The following is a 17,847-nucleotide window of genomic DNA, read 5'->3' on the forward strand; positions in this document are numbered from 1 at the left end:
CTTTGATTGTTATGGTAGTATACAAGGTCATTCGCAGTTCAAAAATGATGAATTAGGCTTTAAAAAGTTTCATAAAACACTACCCAAGAATAGTTTAGTAGTTATGGAAGCTACCGGTTATTATCATTACAGGTTTGCACAGTTTTTATACAAGAAGGGTGTTTGTGTTTCAGTTGTAAATCCATTGTCTATAAAGCGTTTTATACAAATGAAATTAGCCAAAGTAAAAACGGATAAAAGTGATGCTAAATCAATTTGTAATTATGGTTTAACCCAATCATTTCCTTTGTATAATGCGCTTACAGATATTCAAAGTGAGTGTTTGCAGTTGTTTCGATTAATGGATAATTATTTAAAAACAAGAACAGCTGTAAAAAATAAAATTCACGGAGAAGAAGTACTAGGAATTCCCTCAAAGTTTGTTTATCGCTCTTTGAGAAGCACCCTTAAATATTTAGATAAAGAGCTGAAGTTCATAGAACAAAAACTATTAAGTTTAGTAAAGCAAGACCAGCAAAAGCAATTGACGTTATTACAGAGTATTCCTGGAATTGGTCTTAAAACAGCCTTGTTTTTAATTGTAGTTACAGATGGTTTTAAGAAGTTTGAGACGGCTTCACAATTGTGCAGTTATGCAGGTATAACTCCCACAATCAGAGAATCTGGTAGTAGTGTTCGTGGTCGATCCAGAATAAGCAAAGTTGGGAATAGAAAGTTACGGAACTTACTTTTCTTGTGTTCTTTTAGTGCTTACAAGCATAACAAAGGGTGTAAGGCAATATTTGAACGAATTACAAGCAAAGGAAAGAGTAAAAAACTAGCATTGATAGCAGTTTCCAACAAACTATTAAAACAAAGTTTTGCGATTGTAAAATCAGGCATTCCTTATGATGAAACTCACGTTTCAGTCTTAAAGGTGAAATAAAAATATAAAAGTAATAATGATAATTTTAGCTTGTTGAATTGGAAATAAATCGACCAAAGGAGATTTATTCTACTTCAACAATGCCAGGAAAATTAATGGCTAAATTTAATGAAGAAAATGGTTGTTTTTTAACTCAGTTCTTTGTTATGAGCTTTTTTTCTTTCCCTTTTCTAATATAAAATATCCTGCAAAACTACCAATAAATACACTTATTGTTATAATGAGAGAATTTTTCATAGAAATTTCATCTAACAAGGCAGGTGTCCATATTGAGGTTAAAATAACAATGATAATAATGATTGATTTAAATGGTACTTTTTTCATAGTTAAAATAACCACTTTACAATTTTACCAACTGCACCTGTAGAAGCTGTAGCACCTGCTGCAAGAGCAGACCAACCTACAATTTCCCAGTTCACATCGCCATTAACACCTTTTTGGATACCAGCGGAAGCTACTGCTCCGAGAGTACCACCTACTAAATCTGCTGCAAGCCAAGGTGCAATCAACGCTTTATTTGATGCATTACTTTTTGAAGCTAAGTTATCTAATGCGTCAGGATTTTGCTCCCACCATTCTATTGAGGAGATAGAAATGGCCAAAACTGTACCTACCAACTCACCTTCAGTATTTTCAGAATAACCAACATTGTTGAAATCATTAATAAGTAACTGTACATTAATTTTTAATTGATTATCAGATAAAGAACCTTCGTAATTAGCTTTTAAGTCATTTGACAATGAATTTAGTATTTGATAAGATTCATTATTGATTTTGCCATCAGTTTTTAAATTTTCAATTATATCAAAAAGATTTTCTTCGTTTTCTTGTTTTTTACTATTGGACTTATTGTTAATTGAAATTCCAAAACTTTTAGATATTAAAACATCCTCCTTTACTAAACTTTTAGTCTTATTTAAATCAGCAATTAGAAGATTTTTTTCAGTTGAAGAAATATCTAATGAAGTGACAAAATCTTTGTTAAATTGATAAATTGCCTCAATCTTCTCCTGTTCATCCGTAAAGGTTTCAATTATTTTAAAATTGTCTTTTACATTTGTAAGAAAAGAATTGTGTATTTTCCCTATTTTATTGAAATCTGAAACTTTGAGTTGTGTAGTTTCAATTTTTGTTGAGTCCTCTTTTGAACAAGCAACAATAAAAAGTATAGCAATCAAGCTAAATCCTAATTTAAATTTGATATTTTTCATTCTTGTAATTTTTGTGAGAGTTTTTTTTGATTTTTTAAACTCTCGGTTTATACTTTCTTTTCCATTTTGTTGTTTCATATCTATTTTAAGATTTCAGTTGTCTTTAGGAAATCCAACTGTTTTGAGATGGTTAGCCTCTTCTCGATTTTTCAATCTTTTTATAGTTTTCTTTAACCGTTCTGTTCAAATTGCTCATAACCACTTATATCTCAAATAACACTTCTATTAACCATATGTTTTTAACTGTAAACCCAACTTTTTTAGTGATCCGAATACCTTTTTAAGGTTGAAAAAAATCGGCAATTATTTGTTTTGTAAAGCTAATTTGAAAAAGGATGCTTGTCAATCCCCATTTATGGTGAAAATTTTCTCTCCCCATTTATGGGGATAAGCCTCCCCATAAATGGGGAGAGGGAAATTATAAATAGCTGATATTTATATGATTATATTTAAGGTGTTTTTAGCTGAATTTGGTTGTTTTTAAAAAACAAAGTTTTTGGTCTGGGTTAAAAATTCCAGTGATACTAAAAAAATAGGTAAAACCAGCTATGGAAGAGTTTAAGCAAGGTTATTGAAAATACCTACTGAGTTGAATAAGAGCTTGTAATACTTAACCATAAGTAGCCCTTATAAGAAAGCCAAGATGCCTTAAAATTAAGGCATTAAATTGATCTTATTTCTAGAAGTGTTACTATTCAAGATTACATTTTACAAAATATAATCTTGAATATTTTTTCTAAATATTTTTAGTTTGCAATTTAAAAAAAGCTATTCAACTCGTAATAAAAAGTAATTCTTTTTACCACGTTGCAACAACACGTATTTACCAGCAATTAAATCATTATTAGTAATCGTAAAACTATCGTTTACTTTTTCTTTATTTACAGAAATAGCATTTTCTTTTAAAGCTCTTTTAACGTCTCCATTAGATTTTAAAAAGTTGGTTTTTGCAGATAACGCACCAATCATATCTAAACCATCAGCAATATCAGCTGTAGAAACTGTTGCTTGTGGTACACCATCAAAAACATCTAAAAAAGTTTGCTCATCTAACGATTTTAAATCGCTAGCAGTAGATTTACCAAAAAGAATACTAGAGGCCATAATTGCTTTATCATACTCTTCTTTTCCGTGTACTAAAACGGTTACTTCTTCTCCTAAACGTTTTTGTAAAATTCGTGCATGAGGTGCTTCATTGTGTTTAGCAACCAAAGTATTAATTGTTTCTTTGTCTAAAAAAGTAAAGATTTTAATATACTTTTCTGCATCTTCATCAGACGTATTTAACCAATATTGGTAAAATTTATAAGGTGATGTTCTCTTGGCATCTAGCCATACATTACCACCTTCCGATTTTCCGAATTTAGAGCCATCAGATTTTGTAATTAATGGGCAAGTTATAGCATAGCCTTTTCCATTGCCAATTCTACGAATTAGTTCAGTTCCTGTGGTAATATTTCCCCATTGATCAGAACCTCCCATTTGTATGGTAGTTGCATTTTCTCTAAATAAATGCAAAAAATCATAACCTTGCACCATTTGGTACGTAAACTCTGTAAAAGACATGCCTTCTTTAGAGGCTGCACCAATTCTATTTTTTACAGAATCTTTTGCCATCATATAATTTACGGTGATGTGTTTACCTACATCTCTAATAAATTCTAAGAATGAAATGTCTTTCATCCAATCGTAATTATTTACTAAAATTGCAGCATTTTCAGCATCGGAAGTAAAGTCTAAAAAATGACCTAATTGTGCTTTTACACATTCTTGGTTGTGTCTTAACGTTTTTTCATCTAACAAATTACGTTCTGCAGATTTTCCTGAAGGATCACCAATCATACCAGTTGCACCACCTACCAAAGCAATTGGCTTATGCCCACATCTTTGGTAATGAGCTAACAGCATAATAGGCACTAAATTACCAATATGTAAAGAGTCTGCAGTAGGGTCAAAACCTACATAAGCGCTTCTCATTTCTTCTAAAAGATGTTCTTCTGTTCCTGGCATGGCATCGTGCATCATTCCTCTCCATCGTAATTCTTCAATAAAATTCTTCATTGTTATCAATTTATCAGTTGGCAAATATAAGTTTATCAACCAAAATATGCTAAATTCGTAGTATGATTTTAGTTACTGGAGGTACTGGTTTGGTGGGTTCGCATTTGTTGTATCATTTAAGTTTAAAAAATGATAAAATTAGGGCCATTTACAGAACAAAATCCTCTATAGAAAAGGTGAAAAAAGTCTTTTCGTACTACACTTCTGATGCTTCTTTTTTTGATAAAATTGAATGGTTTAAAGCAGATATTACAAAAGTACCTGTTATGATTTTAGCGTTTAAAGGTATACAACACGTTTATCATTGTGCTGCGTTTATTTCTTTTAATCCTAATGATTATATTGAAATGCGAAAAGTGAATATTCATGGTACTGCTATTGTTGTAAACCTTGCTATTGATGCTAAAATTGAAAAACTATGTTTTGTAAGTTCTATTGCTGCTGTTGGTGAGGCAAAAAATGAACACGAAATGATTACAGAAGAATGTGAATGGAATAAAGAATTGGATAATAGCGGTTATTCAATTACCAAATTTGGGGCAGAAATGGAAGTTTGGCGAGCAAGCCAAGAAGGCATTGATGTTGTAATTGTAAACCCTGGGGTTATTTTAGGAAGTGGTTTTTGGAAGTCTGGTTCTGGTAAATTATTCAGTCAAGTTTACCATGGTTTTAAGTATTATACAAAAGGGATTACTGGTTTTGTTGCTGTACAAGATGTGGTAAAACCGATGATAAAGTTGATGAATTCCGACATTAAAAATGAGCGTTTTATTTTGGTAGCAGAAAATAAATCTTTTAAAGAAATCTTTTTTGCAATTGCAGATGCTTTTGGTAAAAAACGACCATCAATACAAATAAAACCTTGGCAAACTGGGGTTTTCTGGAGATTTGCTTGGCTAATGTCTAAAATAACAGGTAAAGCACCTTTATTAAGCAAATATTCAGCCAGAAGTGCGCATGCTGTATCAAAATATTCTTCTAAAAAGCTGCAAAACGAATTGAATTATAGTTTTGAAAAAATTGAAAATTCAATTCGAAAAATATGTAAAGAATACACTAAAATTTAGATTTTATTTTATTTTCTAAAAGCAAAGTATCTTTAAAATCTAAAACTTTTTTACGGGTAGAATCATGCTTTTTTTGTAATTCTCGGAATTTTCTAATTTTTTCTAAAGAATCTTTTCTTATTGAATCTTTGACTGTTTTTATTTTATCAAAAATGGCTTTTTGTTTTTCTAAATTTTCTTTTGCATTTTCTATAATTTCTTGATAATCATCTATCGTAGTCATATAATACAAGTTACTGGTTTGAAAACGAGTACTATCAATCTTAAAACGATCATACACTAAAGGCATATAATTTATTTTTTTTTCTAAGTTTTTATTTTTGATAAATTTAGAAGAACTCGCAATAACCAACTCTTGTAAAACTAGACTCATGGTATCTTTTGGAATCAAGTCTTTTGGCTTTTCAAAAATGGTATTACTTGTACAGGATACAATGCAAATTAAGAGAATATAAAAGTGTATTTTTTTCATATTAACGATTAAATGTCAAGCGTTTTCCTTTAATTTCATCATTAAAAACACCATTATTATACATAAGGTTTCCGTTTACAAAAGTATGTGTAATGGTATGTGAAAATGTAGTACCTTCAAAAGGAGACCAGCCACATTTGTATAAAATGTTGTCTTTAGCCACTGTCCAAGATGCATTAGGATCAATAAGCACTACATCTGCATAAAAACCCTCTTTAATAAAACCTCTTTTTTTAATTTGAAATAGTTTTGCAGGGTTATGGCTCATCTTTTCAACTGCTTTTTCAATTGAAATTACACCTTCTTTCACTTTTTCTAAAATAGCAGTAACAGCATGTTGTACTAAAGGCCCACCACTTGGTGCTTTTGTATAAACATTTTGTTTTTCTGCTAAAGTATGTGGTGCATGATCTGTTGCTAATACATCAATTCTGTCATCTATGAGCGCTTCCCATAAACCTAGCCTATCTTCTTCAGTTTTTACAGCTGGATTCCATTTGATAAAAGTTCCTTTTTCTTCATAATCTTTATCCGAAAACCATAAATGATGCACACAAACTTCTGCAGTAATTTGTTTTTCTTCTAAAGGAATGTCGTTTCTAAACAATGCTGTTTCTTTTGCGGTACTAACGTGAAAAATATGAATTCTAGCACCCGTTTTTTTCGCTAATTCAATGGCTTTTGAAGAAGAAATATAACAAGCTTCTTCGCTTCTAATAATCGGGTGATATTTTAACGGAATATCATCGCCATATTTTTCTTTAAATTCAGCCGTATTTTTTCTGATCGTAGCTTCATCTTCACAATGTAAAGAAATAATCATTTTTGTTGATGAAAAAATCTTTTCTAAAACCTCTACATCATCAACTAACATATTTCCTGTAGACGATCCTAAAAACAACTTGATTCCAGCAACCATTTTTGGATCGGTTTTTAATAATTCATCTAAATTATCATTGGTACCACCAAACATAAAAGAATAATTGGTGTACGAATCTTTTGCAGCTATTTGAAATTTATCTTCTAATAAATCTTGAGTTGTAGCTTGTGGTACTGTATTGGGTTGTTCTATAAAAGTAGTAATTCCACCAGCAACAGCAGCTCTACTTTCGGTTGCTATATTGGCTTTATGCGTTAAACCAGGTTCTCTAAAATGTACTTGATCATCAATAAAACCAGGAATAAGATATTTTCCTTCAGCATCAATAATTTCTGTATTTTCTGATGCATTAATGGTTGATGAAATTTGTTTAATTTTCTCACCTTCAATCAATACATCACCTTTAAAGGTTTTGTTTTCATTAACTATTGTTGCATTTTTTAGTAAATAACTACTCATTTGTGTTTTTATTTTGGTAATCCTTTTAATCTCATTTTTATCACTCCAAAAAGTGCTTCAGAAACAATATTTCCACTCATTTTAGAGGCACCTAAATCCCTATCAGTAAAAATTACAGAAACTTCTTTAATGTTAAATTTATGTTTCCAGGCTTTAAATTTCATTTCAATTTGAAAAGCATAACCTATAAATTTTATTTTATCTAATTGTATGGTTTCCAAAACTTTTCTGTTCCAACACACAAAACCAGCTGTTGTGTCAAAAATTGGAATTCTTGTTATAATACGCACATATCTAGAGGCAAAATAAGAGAGTAGTAAACGTTTAATATCCCAATTTACCACATTAACTTGATTATTCACATATCTTGAACCTACAGAAACATCTCCACCTTCTTTAGCACAAGCATTGTACAACCTTATTAAATCTTCAGGATTGTGAGAAAAATCAGCATCCATCTCAATAATGTATTCATATTTTTTTGACAAAGCCCACTTAAAACCATGAATATAGGCAGTACCTAAACCATTTTTTTCTTTTCTTTTTTCCAGAAAAAGTTGATTCGGAAATTCAGTAATTAATCGTGCTACAATTACTCCAGTTCCATCAGGAGAATTATCATCAACAATAAGAATATGAAATGCTTTTTTTTGGCTAAAAACTGCTCTAATTATGGCTTCAATATTTTCTTTTTCGTTGTAAGTAGGAATGATTACTAAAGCGTCTGACATAAATTAATTTTCAGTAGAAAGTACGCAAATATACATTAATTAATCACTAATTTTGTGGGAATCATTTATAAATAAAAGTTAATTGCAAGCCGTTGATAAAATAGTACATACCAATGATTGGGTTACCCTATTGTTCTTGATATTATTTTCGAGCATTGTTGTGTTAAAATTGCTCAATTCAAAAAAAGTAAAAGAAAATTTTTTCGCATTTTTTAGGTTTACAATTATTGAAGATGAAGATATAGATGGAACATCTTTTTTTAAAGGCTTTCCGCTTTTAATGTTTACATTTTCTGTTTTGGTATTTTCTTTTTTACTGTATCAATTTAAACTTTATGAACTACCAGAATCAAAAACAGGTTTATCAGCTTTTTTATCAATTACAATTTATGTATTGCTTTATTTTACAGCAAAAAGAATTTTGGAGTACTTGTTTTTATTGCTATTTATGATAAAAAGAAGTGTACAGTTTTTTGTGTATTTAAAGAATACTTATCTGCATAGCGTATCCTTTTTAATATACATTGCTTTAATTTTATTTGTATACGCAAATATAAATAAGCAATACTTATTAATTTTTGCCGCTTTTTTATTTGCTTTACGATACGTGTTTTTAATTGCAAGAAATAAAAAGCTGATTTTTAATAAGTTGTTTTATTTTATTTTGTATATTTGCGCCCTTGAAATAGCACCGCTATTTGTAGCTTTTAAATTGATGTTTTAAATACAAAATACAAAGTGTATGAAAGTGAAAACGATTTTGGTTTCCCAACCAGCACCAAAGACAGAAACATCTCCTTATTTTGATTTGTCTGATAAACAGAAAGTTAAAATAGATTTTCGATCTTTTATTCATGTGGAAGGAATACCTGTAAAAGAGGTAAGAGCAGAAAAGATAGACTTAAAAAACTTTACAGCAATTATCTTAACGAGCAGAAATGCGGTTGATCATTTTTTTAGAATAGCAGAAGAAATGCGTTTTAAGGTGCCAGATGCCATGAAATATTTTTGCCAGTCTGAGGCTGTAGCTTACTATTTACAAAAATATGTGGTGTATAGAAAACGTAAAATTTATGTTGGTAACAGAACTTTTACTGATTTAACAAAATTAATTAAGAAACATAAGACAGAAAAATTCTTATTACCTTCATCAGATAAATTAAAACCATCTATACCTGAAGAGTTAGATAAGTTAGGGGTAAGCTGGAAGAGAGTAAACTTGTATAGAACTGTAGTTAGTGATTTGTCTGATTTAGAAAATGTGTTTTACGACGTTTTGGTATTCTTTAGTCCTTCTGGAATAGAATCATTATTCCAAAATTTTCCAGATTTTAAGCAAAACCAAACAAGAATTGCTGCCTTTGGCAATTCTACAGTAAAAGCCGTAACAGAAGCAGGTTTAAAGTGCGATATTGTTGCGCCATCTAAAGAAACACCATCTATGACTATGGCTTTAGATCAATACATAAAGAAAGTAAATAAGAAGTAAAATTTCTAAAAATTTTGAGTGAAATTTTTGAAGTTTAAATTTAATTTTATAAAATTTATAAAAAGCCGAGCAGAAATGTTCGGTTTTTTTTATGTGCAAAATTTAAGCAAACAAAGTAGCAAAAGCTTCCTCGATTTTACCAACTAAAATCAATTTAATAGAATGATTTTTAGATGAAATTTTATTGTATTTAGAGGCCACAAAACTTTTATAACCTAACTTTTCTGCTTCTGTAATACGTTGATCAATTTTAGAAACTGGTCGTATTTCTCCAGCTAAACCTACTTCTGCAGCAAAACATACATTTGGGTTGATAGCTATATCTTGATTGGATGATAAAATGGCAGCTACTACAGCCAAATCAATAGCGGGGTCATCTACAATAATACCTCCAGTAATGTTTAAAAAAACATCTTTTGCACCCAATTTAAAACCAGCTCTTTTTTCTAAAACCGCCAATAACATATTTAACCTTTTTAGATTATAACCTGTTGTAGAGCGTTGTGGAGTTCCGTACACTGCTGTAGAAACCAACGCTTGAATTTCTATCATTAATGGACGAATTCCTTCTAAGGTTGATGCAATAGCAGTACCACTTAAATCTGCATCTTTTTTTGAAATTAAGATTTCTGACGGATTCGAAATTTCTCGTAAACCATTTGATAACATTTCATAAATTCCTAACTCTGATGTGGAACCAAACCTGTTTTTCTGACTTCTTAATATTCTGTATGTGTGATTTCTATCACCTTCAAACTGTAAAACCACATCTACCATGTGTTCTAAAATTTTTGGTCCTGCAATATTTCCTTCTTTATTGATATGCCCAATCAGCAACACAGGTGTTGCAGTTTCTTTGGCAAATTTTATCAATTCTGCACTGGTTTCTCTAATTTGAGAAATGCTTCCAGGTGAAGCTTCAATACTATTAGTGTGCAGGGTTTGTATAGAATCGATCACCAAAACTTCGGGCTCAGTTTCTTCGATGTTTTTAAAGATTTGTTGGGTATTGGTTTCTGTTAAAATTAAACAATTAGAGTTTTCTGCATCCAAACGTTCTGCTCTCATTTTTATTTGAGATTGACTTTCCTCACCAGAAACATACAACACTTTTTGGCTAATGTTTAGTGCGACTTGTAATAATAAAGTAGATTTTCCAATACCAGGTTCACCCCCTAAAAGTGTTACAGAACCTTTTACCAAACCACCACCAAGAACAGTGTCTAACTCGTTATTATTGGTGATAACTCTTTCTTCGGGATTAAGAATAATATCAGCAATTTTAAGTGGTTTATTCGTGATTTGTTTTGCTGTGCTAGCTTGTTTCCAAACGCGTTTTTCTTCTTTTTGAATTACTTCTTCAACAATGGTGTTCCATTCTTTACAAGCTCCACATTGTCCTACCCATTTTGCATGTTGTGTGCCACAATTTTGACAGAAAAAAGTTGTTTTGGTTTTGGCCATTTTTATTAGAGTTGTAAAGTTGTAAAGTTACAAAGTAAAGTTAGATTATAAATATCTATTTTTTACAACTTGCTATTCTAGAAATTTATTAAAGAAAGTTGACCCTTCAGGTTTTTAAAACCTGAAGGGTCTTGGGTATTAAAAAGTTTTGAGCTCTTAAATTAAAAAAAATTTCTTCGGATTTTTTATAAGCTGGCAAATAGTTGCGTTAGCGATTGAACGACCTGTTTGAGCTCTTTTTTTATGCTGTACTTGTTTCTTTATCTTATTTAAACAATAAAATTACTTACAAATATTTACAGAAGCTGAAATAAATTCAGCATAAAAAAAAGCGAGTAGTGAAAGCGCGACCTTTAGGGAACGCCCAAGTTCTAGATAAAATTTTTAATAGAAATTACACGAAGTTATTTGTTCTTATTTACAATGGGTAACAAAAGAAAAGCGAGTCCACCAAAAACCACAATCATGGCTGTTTGTGCGGTCCACATAATCCACCCAAAAGCGGTAGCTGGTTCAGTAGGAATATTAAATAAAGCTAAGGCTCCAGTCACAGCAATTGGGTATAAACCAATTCCGCCATTTGTGGCAGCAATAGAAAATCCTCCTGCAATAAAGCCGATTAAAATTCCGCCAAAAGGCACTTGTAAACCTTCAATTGCAGGGATTGTTGTCCAAAACATGGCTACATACATTACCCAAATAAAAATGGTATGAAAAATAAAAGCCCATTTATTTTTCATTTTAAAAATGCTTGTAACCCCTTCTATTAAACCCGTAACAAAGGTTTTAATTTTTAATAAAAATCCTGATTTTGCTTTTTTTACAAAGGATGAAAAAATAAAAAAACCAACAATTAAAATTGCTAAACCAATACTAATTTTTGTGGGATTGAAGTTGTTGGTTAATAGATTGTAAATAAAATCGAATTGTACAAAAAGTGTAATGGCTACTATAGCCAACATCATAATTAAATCTGCAATACGTTCTGCTACAATAGTTCCAAAACCTTTTTCAAATGGAATGTCTTCATAGTTTGCCATTACTGTTGCTCTAGAAATTTCACCTGCTCTTGGTAAGGCTAAATTTACCAAATAACCAACCAAAACAGCTAAAACACTATTGGTAAATTTTGGTGTATACCCTAAAGGCGCTAACATAAACTTCCATCTATAAGCTCTAGAAAGATGACTAAGAATACCAAATAATAAACCCAGAAAAATCCAACTATAATTGGCTTCTTTAAAATATTGACCTAAGGTTTCAACAGAAATGCCCGATAAAGAATACCAAACTAAAAAACCTCCCAAAACGAGAGGTAATATGGTTTTTAAGATTTTTTTAATGTTCAAAATTAAGTAAGTGTGTTGTCTTTTTCGTTCGGAAAAACCAATTGAGGTTTAAATTTTTTGGCTTCTTCCAATTCCATAAATGCGTAAACAATTAAAATTAATACATCACCAACCGCTACCAAACGAGATGCTGCACCATTTAATGTAATTTCTCCACTTTTACGTGGTCCAGGAATAGCATAAGTTTCTAAACGATTACCATTGTTGTTGTTTACAATCTGTACGCGTTCACCTTCAATAATTCCTGCAGCATCCATTAAATCTTCATCAATGGTAATGCTACCTATATAATTTAAATCTGCACCTGTAACTTTTACACGATGGATTTTAGATTTTACTACTTGTACTAACATTTTGCAAAAATACTATTTTTTTAGTTAGTGAAACTCAATTTTAATACGTCTAAAAGTCGTAATTTAGAATTGTAGTTTACATGATTTTTGATATTTAATTGCTGGTCTTAATTTTTTAAAGGCATGTTATCAATCAAACGAATTTCGCCAGCAAAAACAGCAATAAAAGCACGGTATTTTTTATCAGGTTCATTATCTTTAATTGGCTTTAATGTTTTTTCATCAGCAATAGTAAAATATTCCAAATTTAATATTTCTTGTTTTTTAAATTGATTTTCTACCCATGCTTTAACCTTAGTACTGCTTTCTTTCTTAAATTTCTTTTTAGCTTTTTTTAGTGTTTTGTATATAAAAGGGGCCGCTTTTCTTTGTGCTAGAGTTAATCTTGTGTTTCTAGAACTCATTGCCAAACCATCTTCTTCTCTAAATATTTTGCAGCCTTTAACCTTTACAGGAAGTTTACAGATTTTTACCATCTTTTTGATGATTTGCAATTGCTGAAAATCTTTTTGACCAAAATAGGCAGTGTCAGGTTCAATAATTTCGAATAAGGTTTTTACAATAGTGCCAACGCCATCAAAATGACCAGTTCTAAACTCACCTTCCATTTCATGCTCTAAACCACCAAAATCGAAATGCTCAGAAATTGTGTTTTCACCATACATTTCTTCTACAGAAGGGTGGAACACTACATCACAAGCAACACTTTTTAATAATTTAGTGTCATTCTCTAAAGTTTTTGGGTAGTTGATGAGATCTTCTTTTTTATCAAATTGAGTTGGATTTACAAAAATGCTTACCACAACAACATCATTTTTTTGTTGTGCACGTTGAATTAAAGACAAATGACCTTGATGTAAAGCACCCATAGTTGCTACAAAACCAATTTTTTTATGTTGAGCTTTTAGCTTAGAGAGATGCACTTTTAAAGGCTGCTTTTCAGTAAAAATATTCATAGTAAAAGGCTGTATAATGGATGCAAACTTACCATTTTAACACCATATTAGCATAAAAATTCGTACTTTTGCATTTTTATAAAAGAGTTTGATTTAATGAAGGACAAGAGAATTTTATTCGTATCATCAGAAGTTGTTCCCTACTTACCAGAAACAGAACTTTCTTCCACAGCATTTACATCTGCCAAAAATGCACATTCAAAAGGAGTTCAAACCCGTATTTTTATGCCAAGATTTGGTGTTATTAATGAAAGAAGACATCAGCTACATGAAGTAATTCGCTTGTCTGGGATGAATTTAGTGGTGAACGATGTAGATATGCCGTTAATTATAAAAGTTGCATCTATACCCAAAGAAAGAATGCAAGTGTATTTTATAGATAACGAAGAATATTTTAAGAGAAAAGCAGTTTTTACAGATGAAGACGACCAGTTATTTCCAGACAATGACGAAAGAGCTATTTTCTTTGCAAAAGGGGTTGTTGAAACTGTAAAAAAATTAAATTGGGCACCAGATGTAATTCATATTCATGGATGGATGGCTTCTTTATTACCACTTTATTTAAGAGAATTTTATAAAGAAGAACCATTGTTTACTGAAAGTAAAATTGTTACTTCGCTTTATAATAGCGGTTTTAAAGGAGATTTAAATACAAATTTAGCTGATAAGGTGAAATTTGACCTAAATGACTCTAATAAAATAGCTACGATAACAAAACCAAATCATATTAATATTTTAAAAAGTGCAGTCGAAAATTCTGATGCAATTATTCATGGTAGTGAAACAATTGATGAAGAATTAAGTTCTTTTATTGAAGAACAAGATGATTTGCCTGTTTTAGAATATCAATCAGAGCATTTAAAAGAATCTTATTTGAATTTTTATGCTGATTTAATTGCAGCAGAGTAATTGTTTTTTGAAAGTGAAAAAAAATATTAAACAAAGCCTATATTTAGGTGTTTTTATATGCCTATCAATGGCAATCTTATCTTGTGAAGAAGACTTTACAAATATAGATTCTAACGTTTTAACCAACACAAGGTTTACCACTAACGCAATTTTAGTAGATATTACTGCAGAAAATAGTCCTTTAGAAAGGGTTCAGTCAGACAATATTTCAAGAAGATTAGGGCAATATTTGTTGGGTGTTTATGCCAGTTCTGATTATGAAAAATTAGAAGCTTCTATTGTTTCTCAAGTAGCCATTACACCAAGTTTGCAAGTTGTTGATGATGAAAATATTTACGGTGCAGATACTACAGTGGTTACTAAAATAGATACTGTATTTTTAAAGTTACCTTATCAGGTAGAACTGAATAATGATGGTGATGCTTACGAATTAGATTCCATTATTGGAAACCCAACAAAAGAATTTACTATAAATGTGTATAGGTCTAATACATATATGAATGTTTATGACCCATCAGATCCATCAAAAATAAATCGTTTTTTTTCTGATGATGTTTTTGAGAAAATAGATAGGCTTAATGCCAATGCAGACATTGCTTTTAAACCTAGTGCAGCAGATACCACTCTTGTTATAAAAAGAAGACTATTTGATGATAGTATTGCAACTACTGATACCTTAGAGATTTTTAATTCGGCAACAAATACAGCTAAAATTCCTTTTGTAAGAATCCCTTTAAATGAAGAAAAATTTAAAGCACTTTTTTTAGACAAATATGAATCTGTAGAATTCGATTCTCAAGAAGCATTTAATAATTATTTTAGAGGCTTAATTATAGAAGCAACAGGTACTGACGGTTCTTTAATTTCTTTTAATTTTAACAACACAAACACAGCTTTAAATCCATCAATAGAAGCTTATTATACAAATACAGTTTTAAAATCTGGAAGTATAGTAATAGATACTATCACCAAAAACAACTCCTTTCCATTATCAGGGTTTAGAGTAAATACATTTACTATGGATGATAAAGTATACCCTAATAATGAAGAAATCATTATTCAAGGTACAGCAGGTAGTGAAGGTACTATTACGTTATTTAATCAAAGTAAAATTGATGAACTTAGAGCAAGAAATTTATTGGTAAATGATGCTTCTTTAACATTTTACATCAATCAATCTGCAGATACAACACATGTTCCAAACAGGTTATATCTATACCAGGACAACACTCAAGTTAATGCAGGTTTTGGACAAGTTAAAGATAGTTACAGAGAGCAACTATTTTTTGGAGGTGAGTTGCAAAGGGACGCAAGTGGAGCAGTAGAAAAATATACATTTAGAATTACCAAGCATGTATCTGATATATTAAGTGGAGAAACTAATTATTCACCAAACTTTAAATTAAAGGCTTTTAATATTTCAGATTTTCCGAGTTCAATTCCCCTTCCAAACACAGTAAGTGCAACAGATACTATTTTTAATAATTTTAGTTGGAATCCTAAAGCTGTTACGCTTTTTAACAATTTAACTACAAATACAGCAAAAAAAGCGGTTTTAAAAATATCATATTCAGAAGATAATAATTAACTTCACACCACAAAACAAATTTTATGTGCGGAATATCAGCCTATATTGGTTATAGAGAAGCTTATCCAATTGTAATAAATGGTTTAAAAAGATTGGAATACAGAGGTTACGACAGTGCTGGAGTAATGATTTATGATGGTGAAAACATACATCTTTCTAAAACTAAGGGAAAAGTTTCTGATTTAGAAAGAATTACGAATAATGATAAAAAAAGACAAGTAGGCAATATTGGTATAGGCCATACACGTTGGGCAACACATGGTGTACCTAATGATATTAATTCGCATCCTCACACATCAAATTCTGGAAACTTAGTAATTGTACATAATGGTATTATAGAAAATTATGATACCATAAAAACAGAGCTTATTTCTAGAGGCTATTCTTTTAAAAGTGATACAGACACAGAAGTTTTAATAAACCTAATTGAAGAGGTTAAGGAAACCGAAGGTTGCAAATTAGGTAAAGCTGTTCAATTAGCATTAACAAACGTTGTTGGAGCTTATGCAATAGCAGTTTTTGATAAAAATAGACCTAATGAAATAATTGTGGCACGCTTAGGAAGCCCAATAGCAATTGGTGTTGGAAAAAATGAGAAAGAGTTTTTTGTTGCCTCAGATGCATCACCTTTTGTAGAATACACAAAAAATGCTATTTATTTAGATGATGAAGAAATGGCGATTATTAAACTTGGTAAGGGTGTAAAAGTACATAAAATTGATGATGACTCTATGGTTGATCCTATAATTCAAGAACTTCAAATGAGTTTGGATCAAATAGAAAAAGGAGGTTATGATCACTTTATGCTTAAAGAAATTCATGAGCAACCTAAGGCAATAACAGATACTTTTAGGGGTAGAATGCTTGCACAAGAAAAATTGATTAAAATGTCTAGTATTGAACAAAATATAGACAAATTTATCAATGCCAATAGAATTATTATTGTTGCTTGTGGTACATCTTGGCATGCAGGTTTAGTGGGTGAATATCTTTTTGAAGAGATGGCCAGAATACCAGTTGAGGTTGAATATGCTTCAGAATTTAGATATAGAAACCCTATAATTACTAATAAAGATGTTGTAATTGCGATTTCACAATCAGGAGAAACAGCAGATACATTAGCAGCTATTAAATTGGCAAAATCTAAAGGCGCTTTTGTTTTTGGTATTTGTAATGTTGTAGGATCATCTATTGCCAGAGAAACTCACTCAGGTGCATATACCCATGCAGGACCAGAAATTGGTGTTGCTTCTACTAAAGCGTTTACAACACAAATCACTGTACTTACCTTAATTGCTCTGAAACTAGGTAGAGCCAATAAATCTTTAGCAGATCATGCTTTTGAGAATTATATTCTTAAGATGCAATTAATTCCTAGACAGGTAGAAAAGCTTTTAGATATAGATGAACATGTAAAAAAAATCGCAGCAGTATATAAAGATGCACCCAATTGTTTGTATTTAGGGAGAGGATTTAATTTTCCTGTTGCTTTAGAAGGCGCATTAAAATTAAAAGAAATCTCTTATATACATGCTGAAGGTTACCCTGCAGCAGAAATGAAACATGGACCCATTGCATTGATTGATGAAAATATGCCAATATTTGTTATTGCAACAAATAAAGGGCATTATGAAAAAGTAGTCAGTAATATTCAAGAAATTAAGTCAAGAGCAGGTAAAATTATAGCAATAGTTACAGAGGGTGATACTCAAGTAAAAGCAATTGCAGATCATACTATTGAAATACCTGATACAGAAGAAGCTTTAACGCCATTGTTAACTACAATTCCTTTACAGTTATTATCATATCATATAGCAGTAATGTTAGGAAAAAATGTAGATCAACCAAGAAATTTAGCGAAATCAGTTACAGTAGAGTAAAGGTAACTTCCTATTTTATAAAACAAAAAGTCTAGTTGAAGAACTAGACTTTT

Annotated in this window: 17 protein-coding genes; 7 read left to right on the plus strand and 10 right to left on the minus strand. The window is 30.8% G+C overall.

What is annotated here, in order from left to right; all coding sequences use genetic code 11:
- Positions 1–925, plus strand: a 925-nt coding sequence (locus ACTG3V_RS07310; RefSeq protein WP_439131500.1) for an IS110 family transposase, incomplete at its 5' end; no start/stop codon positions are given.
- A 144-nt stretch (positions 926–1,069) separates the two neighbouring features.
- On the opposite strand, the gene ACTG3V_RS07315 is transcribed toward ACTG3V_RS07310, so the two are convergent.
- The 3 genes from ACTG3V_RS07315 to tyrS form a co-directional block, all read right to left on the minus strand.
- Positions 1,070–1,249, minus strand: a complete 180-nt coding sequence (locus tag ACTG3V_RS07315; protein ID WP_439131501.1) for a hypothetical protein — start codon at positions 1,247–1,249, stop codon at positions 1,070–1,072.
- A gap of 2 nt (positions 1,250–1,251) precedes the next feature.
- Positions 1,252–2,136 (minus strand): hypothetical protein, encoded by an 885-nt coding sequence (locus ACTG3V_RS07320; protein WP_439131502.1) that lies wholly within the window; start codon positions 2,134–2,136, stop codon positions 1,252–1,254.
- A 768-nt stretch (positions 2,137–2,904) separates the two neighbouring features.
- Complete coding sequence (tyrS, locus tag ACTG3V_RS07325; protein WP_439131503.1) at positions 2,905–4,197, minus strand: tyrosine--tRNA ligase; 1,293 nt, start codon at positions 4,195–4,197, stop codon at positions 2,905–2,907.
- Positions 4,198–4,259: 62 nt separating this feature from the next.
- Between tyrS and ACTG3V_RS07330 the strand changes: the two genes are divergently transcribed.
- Entirely contained in the window at positions 4,260–5,264 is a 1,005-nt protein-coding gene (locus ACTG3V_RS07330; protein ID WP_439131504.1) for an SDR family oxidoreductase, read from the plus strand.
- On the opposite strand, the gene ACTG3V_RS07335 is transcribed toward ACTG3V_RS07330, so the two are convergent.
- The 3 genes from ACTG3V_RS07335 to ACTG3V_RS07345 are packed head-to-tail and all read right to left on the minus strand — an operon-like array spanning position 5,254 to position 7,806.
- Positions 5,254–5,736, minus strand: a complete 483-nt coding sequence (locus tag ACTG3V_RS07335) for a DUF4296 domain-containing protein (protein ID WP_439131505.1) — start codon at positions 5,734–5,736, stop codon at positions 5,254–5,256. The two genes, ACTG3V_RS07330 and ACTG3V_RS07335, sit on opposite strands and share 11 nt — an antisense overlap.
- Position 5,737: 1 nt before the next feature.
- Positions 5,738–7,075, minus strand: coding sequence for a dihydroorotase (locus ACTG3V_RS07340; RefSeq protein WP_439131506.1), 1,338 nt, complete (start codon positions 7,073–7,075; stop codon positions 5,738–5,740).
- Positions 7,076–7,083: 8 nt separating this feature from the next.
- A complete protein-coding gene (locus ACTG3V_RS07345; protein WP_439131507.1) occupies positions 7,084–7,806 on the minus strand; it encodes a polyprenol monophosphomannose synthase in 723 nt (240 codons plus the stop codon).
- A 130-nt stretch (positions 7,807–7,936) separates the two neighbouring features.
- On the opposite strand from ACTG3V_RS07345, the gene ACTG3V_RS07350 reads away from it, so the two are divergent.
- Together ACTG3V_RS07350 and ACTG3V_RS07355 are read left to right on the plus strand one after the other, a co-directional pair.
- On the plus strand, positions 7,937–8,530 hold the full coding sequence (locus tag ACTG3V_RS07350) for a DUF4271 domain-containing protein (protein ID WP_439131557.1): 594 nt from the start codon (positions 7,937–7,939) through the stop codon (positions 8,528–8,530).
- 18 nt (positions 8,531–8,548) lie between these two features.
- A complete protein-coding gene (locus ACTG3V_RS07355; RefSeq protein WP_439131508.1) occupies positions 8,549–9,295 on the plus strand; it encodes a uroporphyrinogen-III synthase in 747 nt (248 codons plus the stop codon).
- A gap of 102 nt (positions 9,296–9,397) precedes the next feature.
- Here ACTG3V_RS07355 and radA read toward each other — a convergent pair whose 3' ends face one another.
- The 4 genes from radA to panC all read right to left on the minus strand — a co-directional run bounded on the left by radA (position 9,398) and on the right by panC (position 13,417).
- A complete protein-coding gene (gene radA / locus ACTG3V_RS07360) occupies positions 9,398–10,759 on the minus strand; it encodes a DNA repair protein RadA (protein WP_439131509.1) in 1,362 nt (453 codons plus the stop codon).
- A 404-nt stretch (positions 10,760–11,163) separates the two neighbouring features.
- Positions 11,164–12,108 carry a lysylphosphatidylglycerol synthase transmembrane domain-containing protein gene (locus ACTG3V_RS07365; RefSeq protein WP_439131510.1) on the minus strand — a complete coding sequence of 315 codons (945 nt, stop codon included), beginning with the start codon at positions 12,106–12,108 and terminating at the stop codon, positions 11,164–11,166.
- Between the two features lie 2 nt (positions 12,109–12,110).
- Positions 12,111–12,461, minus strand: a complete 351-nt coding sequence (panD, locus tag ACTG3V_RS07370) for an aspartate 1-decarboxylase (protein ID WP_026776382.1) — start codon at positions 12,459–12,461, stop codon at positions 12,111–12,113.
- A gap of 107 nt (positions 12,462–12,568) precedes the next feature.
- Entirely contained in the window at positions 12,569–13,417 is an 849-nt protein-coding gene (gene panC, locus ACTG3V_RS07375) for a pantoate--beta-alanine ligase (protein WP_439131511.1), read from the minus strand.
- Positions 13,418–13,513: 96 nt separating this feature from the next.
- Here panC and ACTG3V_RS07380 point away from each other — a divergent pair, with 96 nt between their 5' ends.
- The 3 genes from ACTG3V_RS07380 (at position 13,514) to glmS (ending at position 17,794) form a co-directional block, all read left to right on the plus strand.
- The gene (locus ACTG3V_RS07380; RefSeq protein WP_439131512.1) at positions 13,514–14,326 is read left to right on the plus strand and encodes a glycogen/starch synthase; all 813 of its coding nucleotides are present in this window, start codon (positions 13,514–13,516) and stop codon (positions 14,324–14,326) included.
- 67 nt (positions 14,327–14,393) lie between these two features.
- Positions 14,394–15,914 carry a DUF4270 domain-containing protein gene (locus tag ACTG3V_RS07385; RefSeq protein WP_439131513.1) on the plus strand — a complete coding sequence of 507 codons (1,521 nt, stop codon included), beginning with the start codon at positions 14,394–14,396 and terminating at the stop codon, positions 15,912–15,914.
- 23 nt (positions 15,915–15,937) lie between these two features.
- Entirely contained in the window at positions 15,938–17,794 is a 1,857-nt protein-coding gene (glmS, locus tag ACTG3V_RS07390) for a glutamine--fructose-6-phosphate transaminase (isomerizing) (RefSeq protein ID WP_439131514.1), read from the plus strand.
- Positions 17,795–17,847: the final 53 nt, after the last annotated feature.

Source organism: Polaribacter sp. (genome assembly GCF_965660385.1).
Lineage (GTDB): Bacteria > Bacteroidota > Bacteroidia > Flavobacteriales > Flavobacteriaceae > Polaribacter.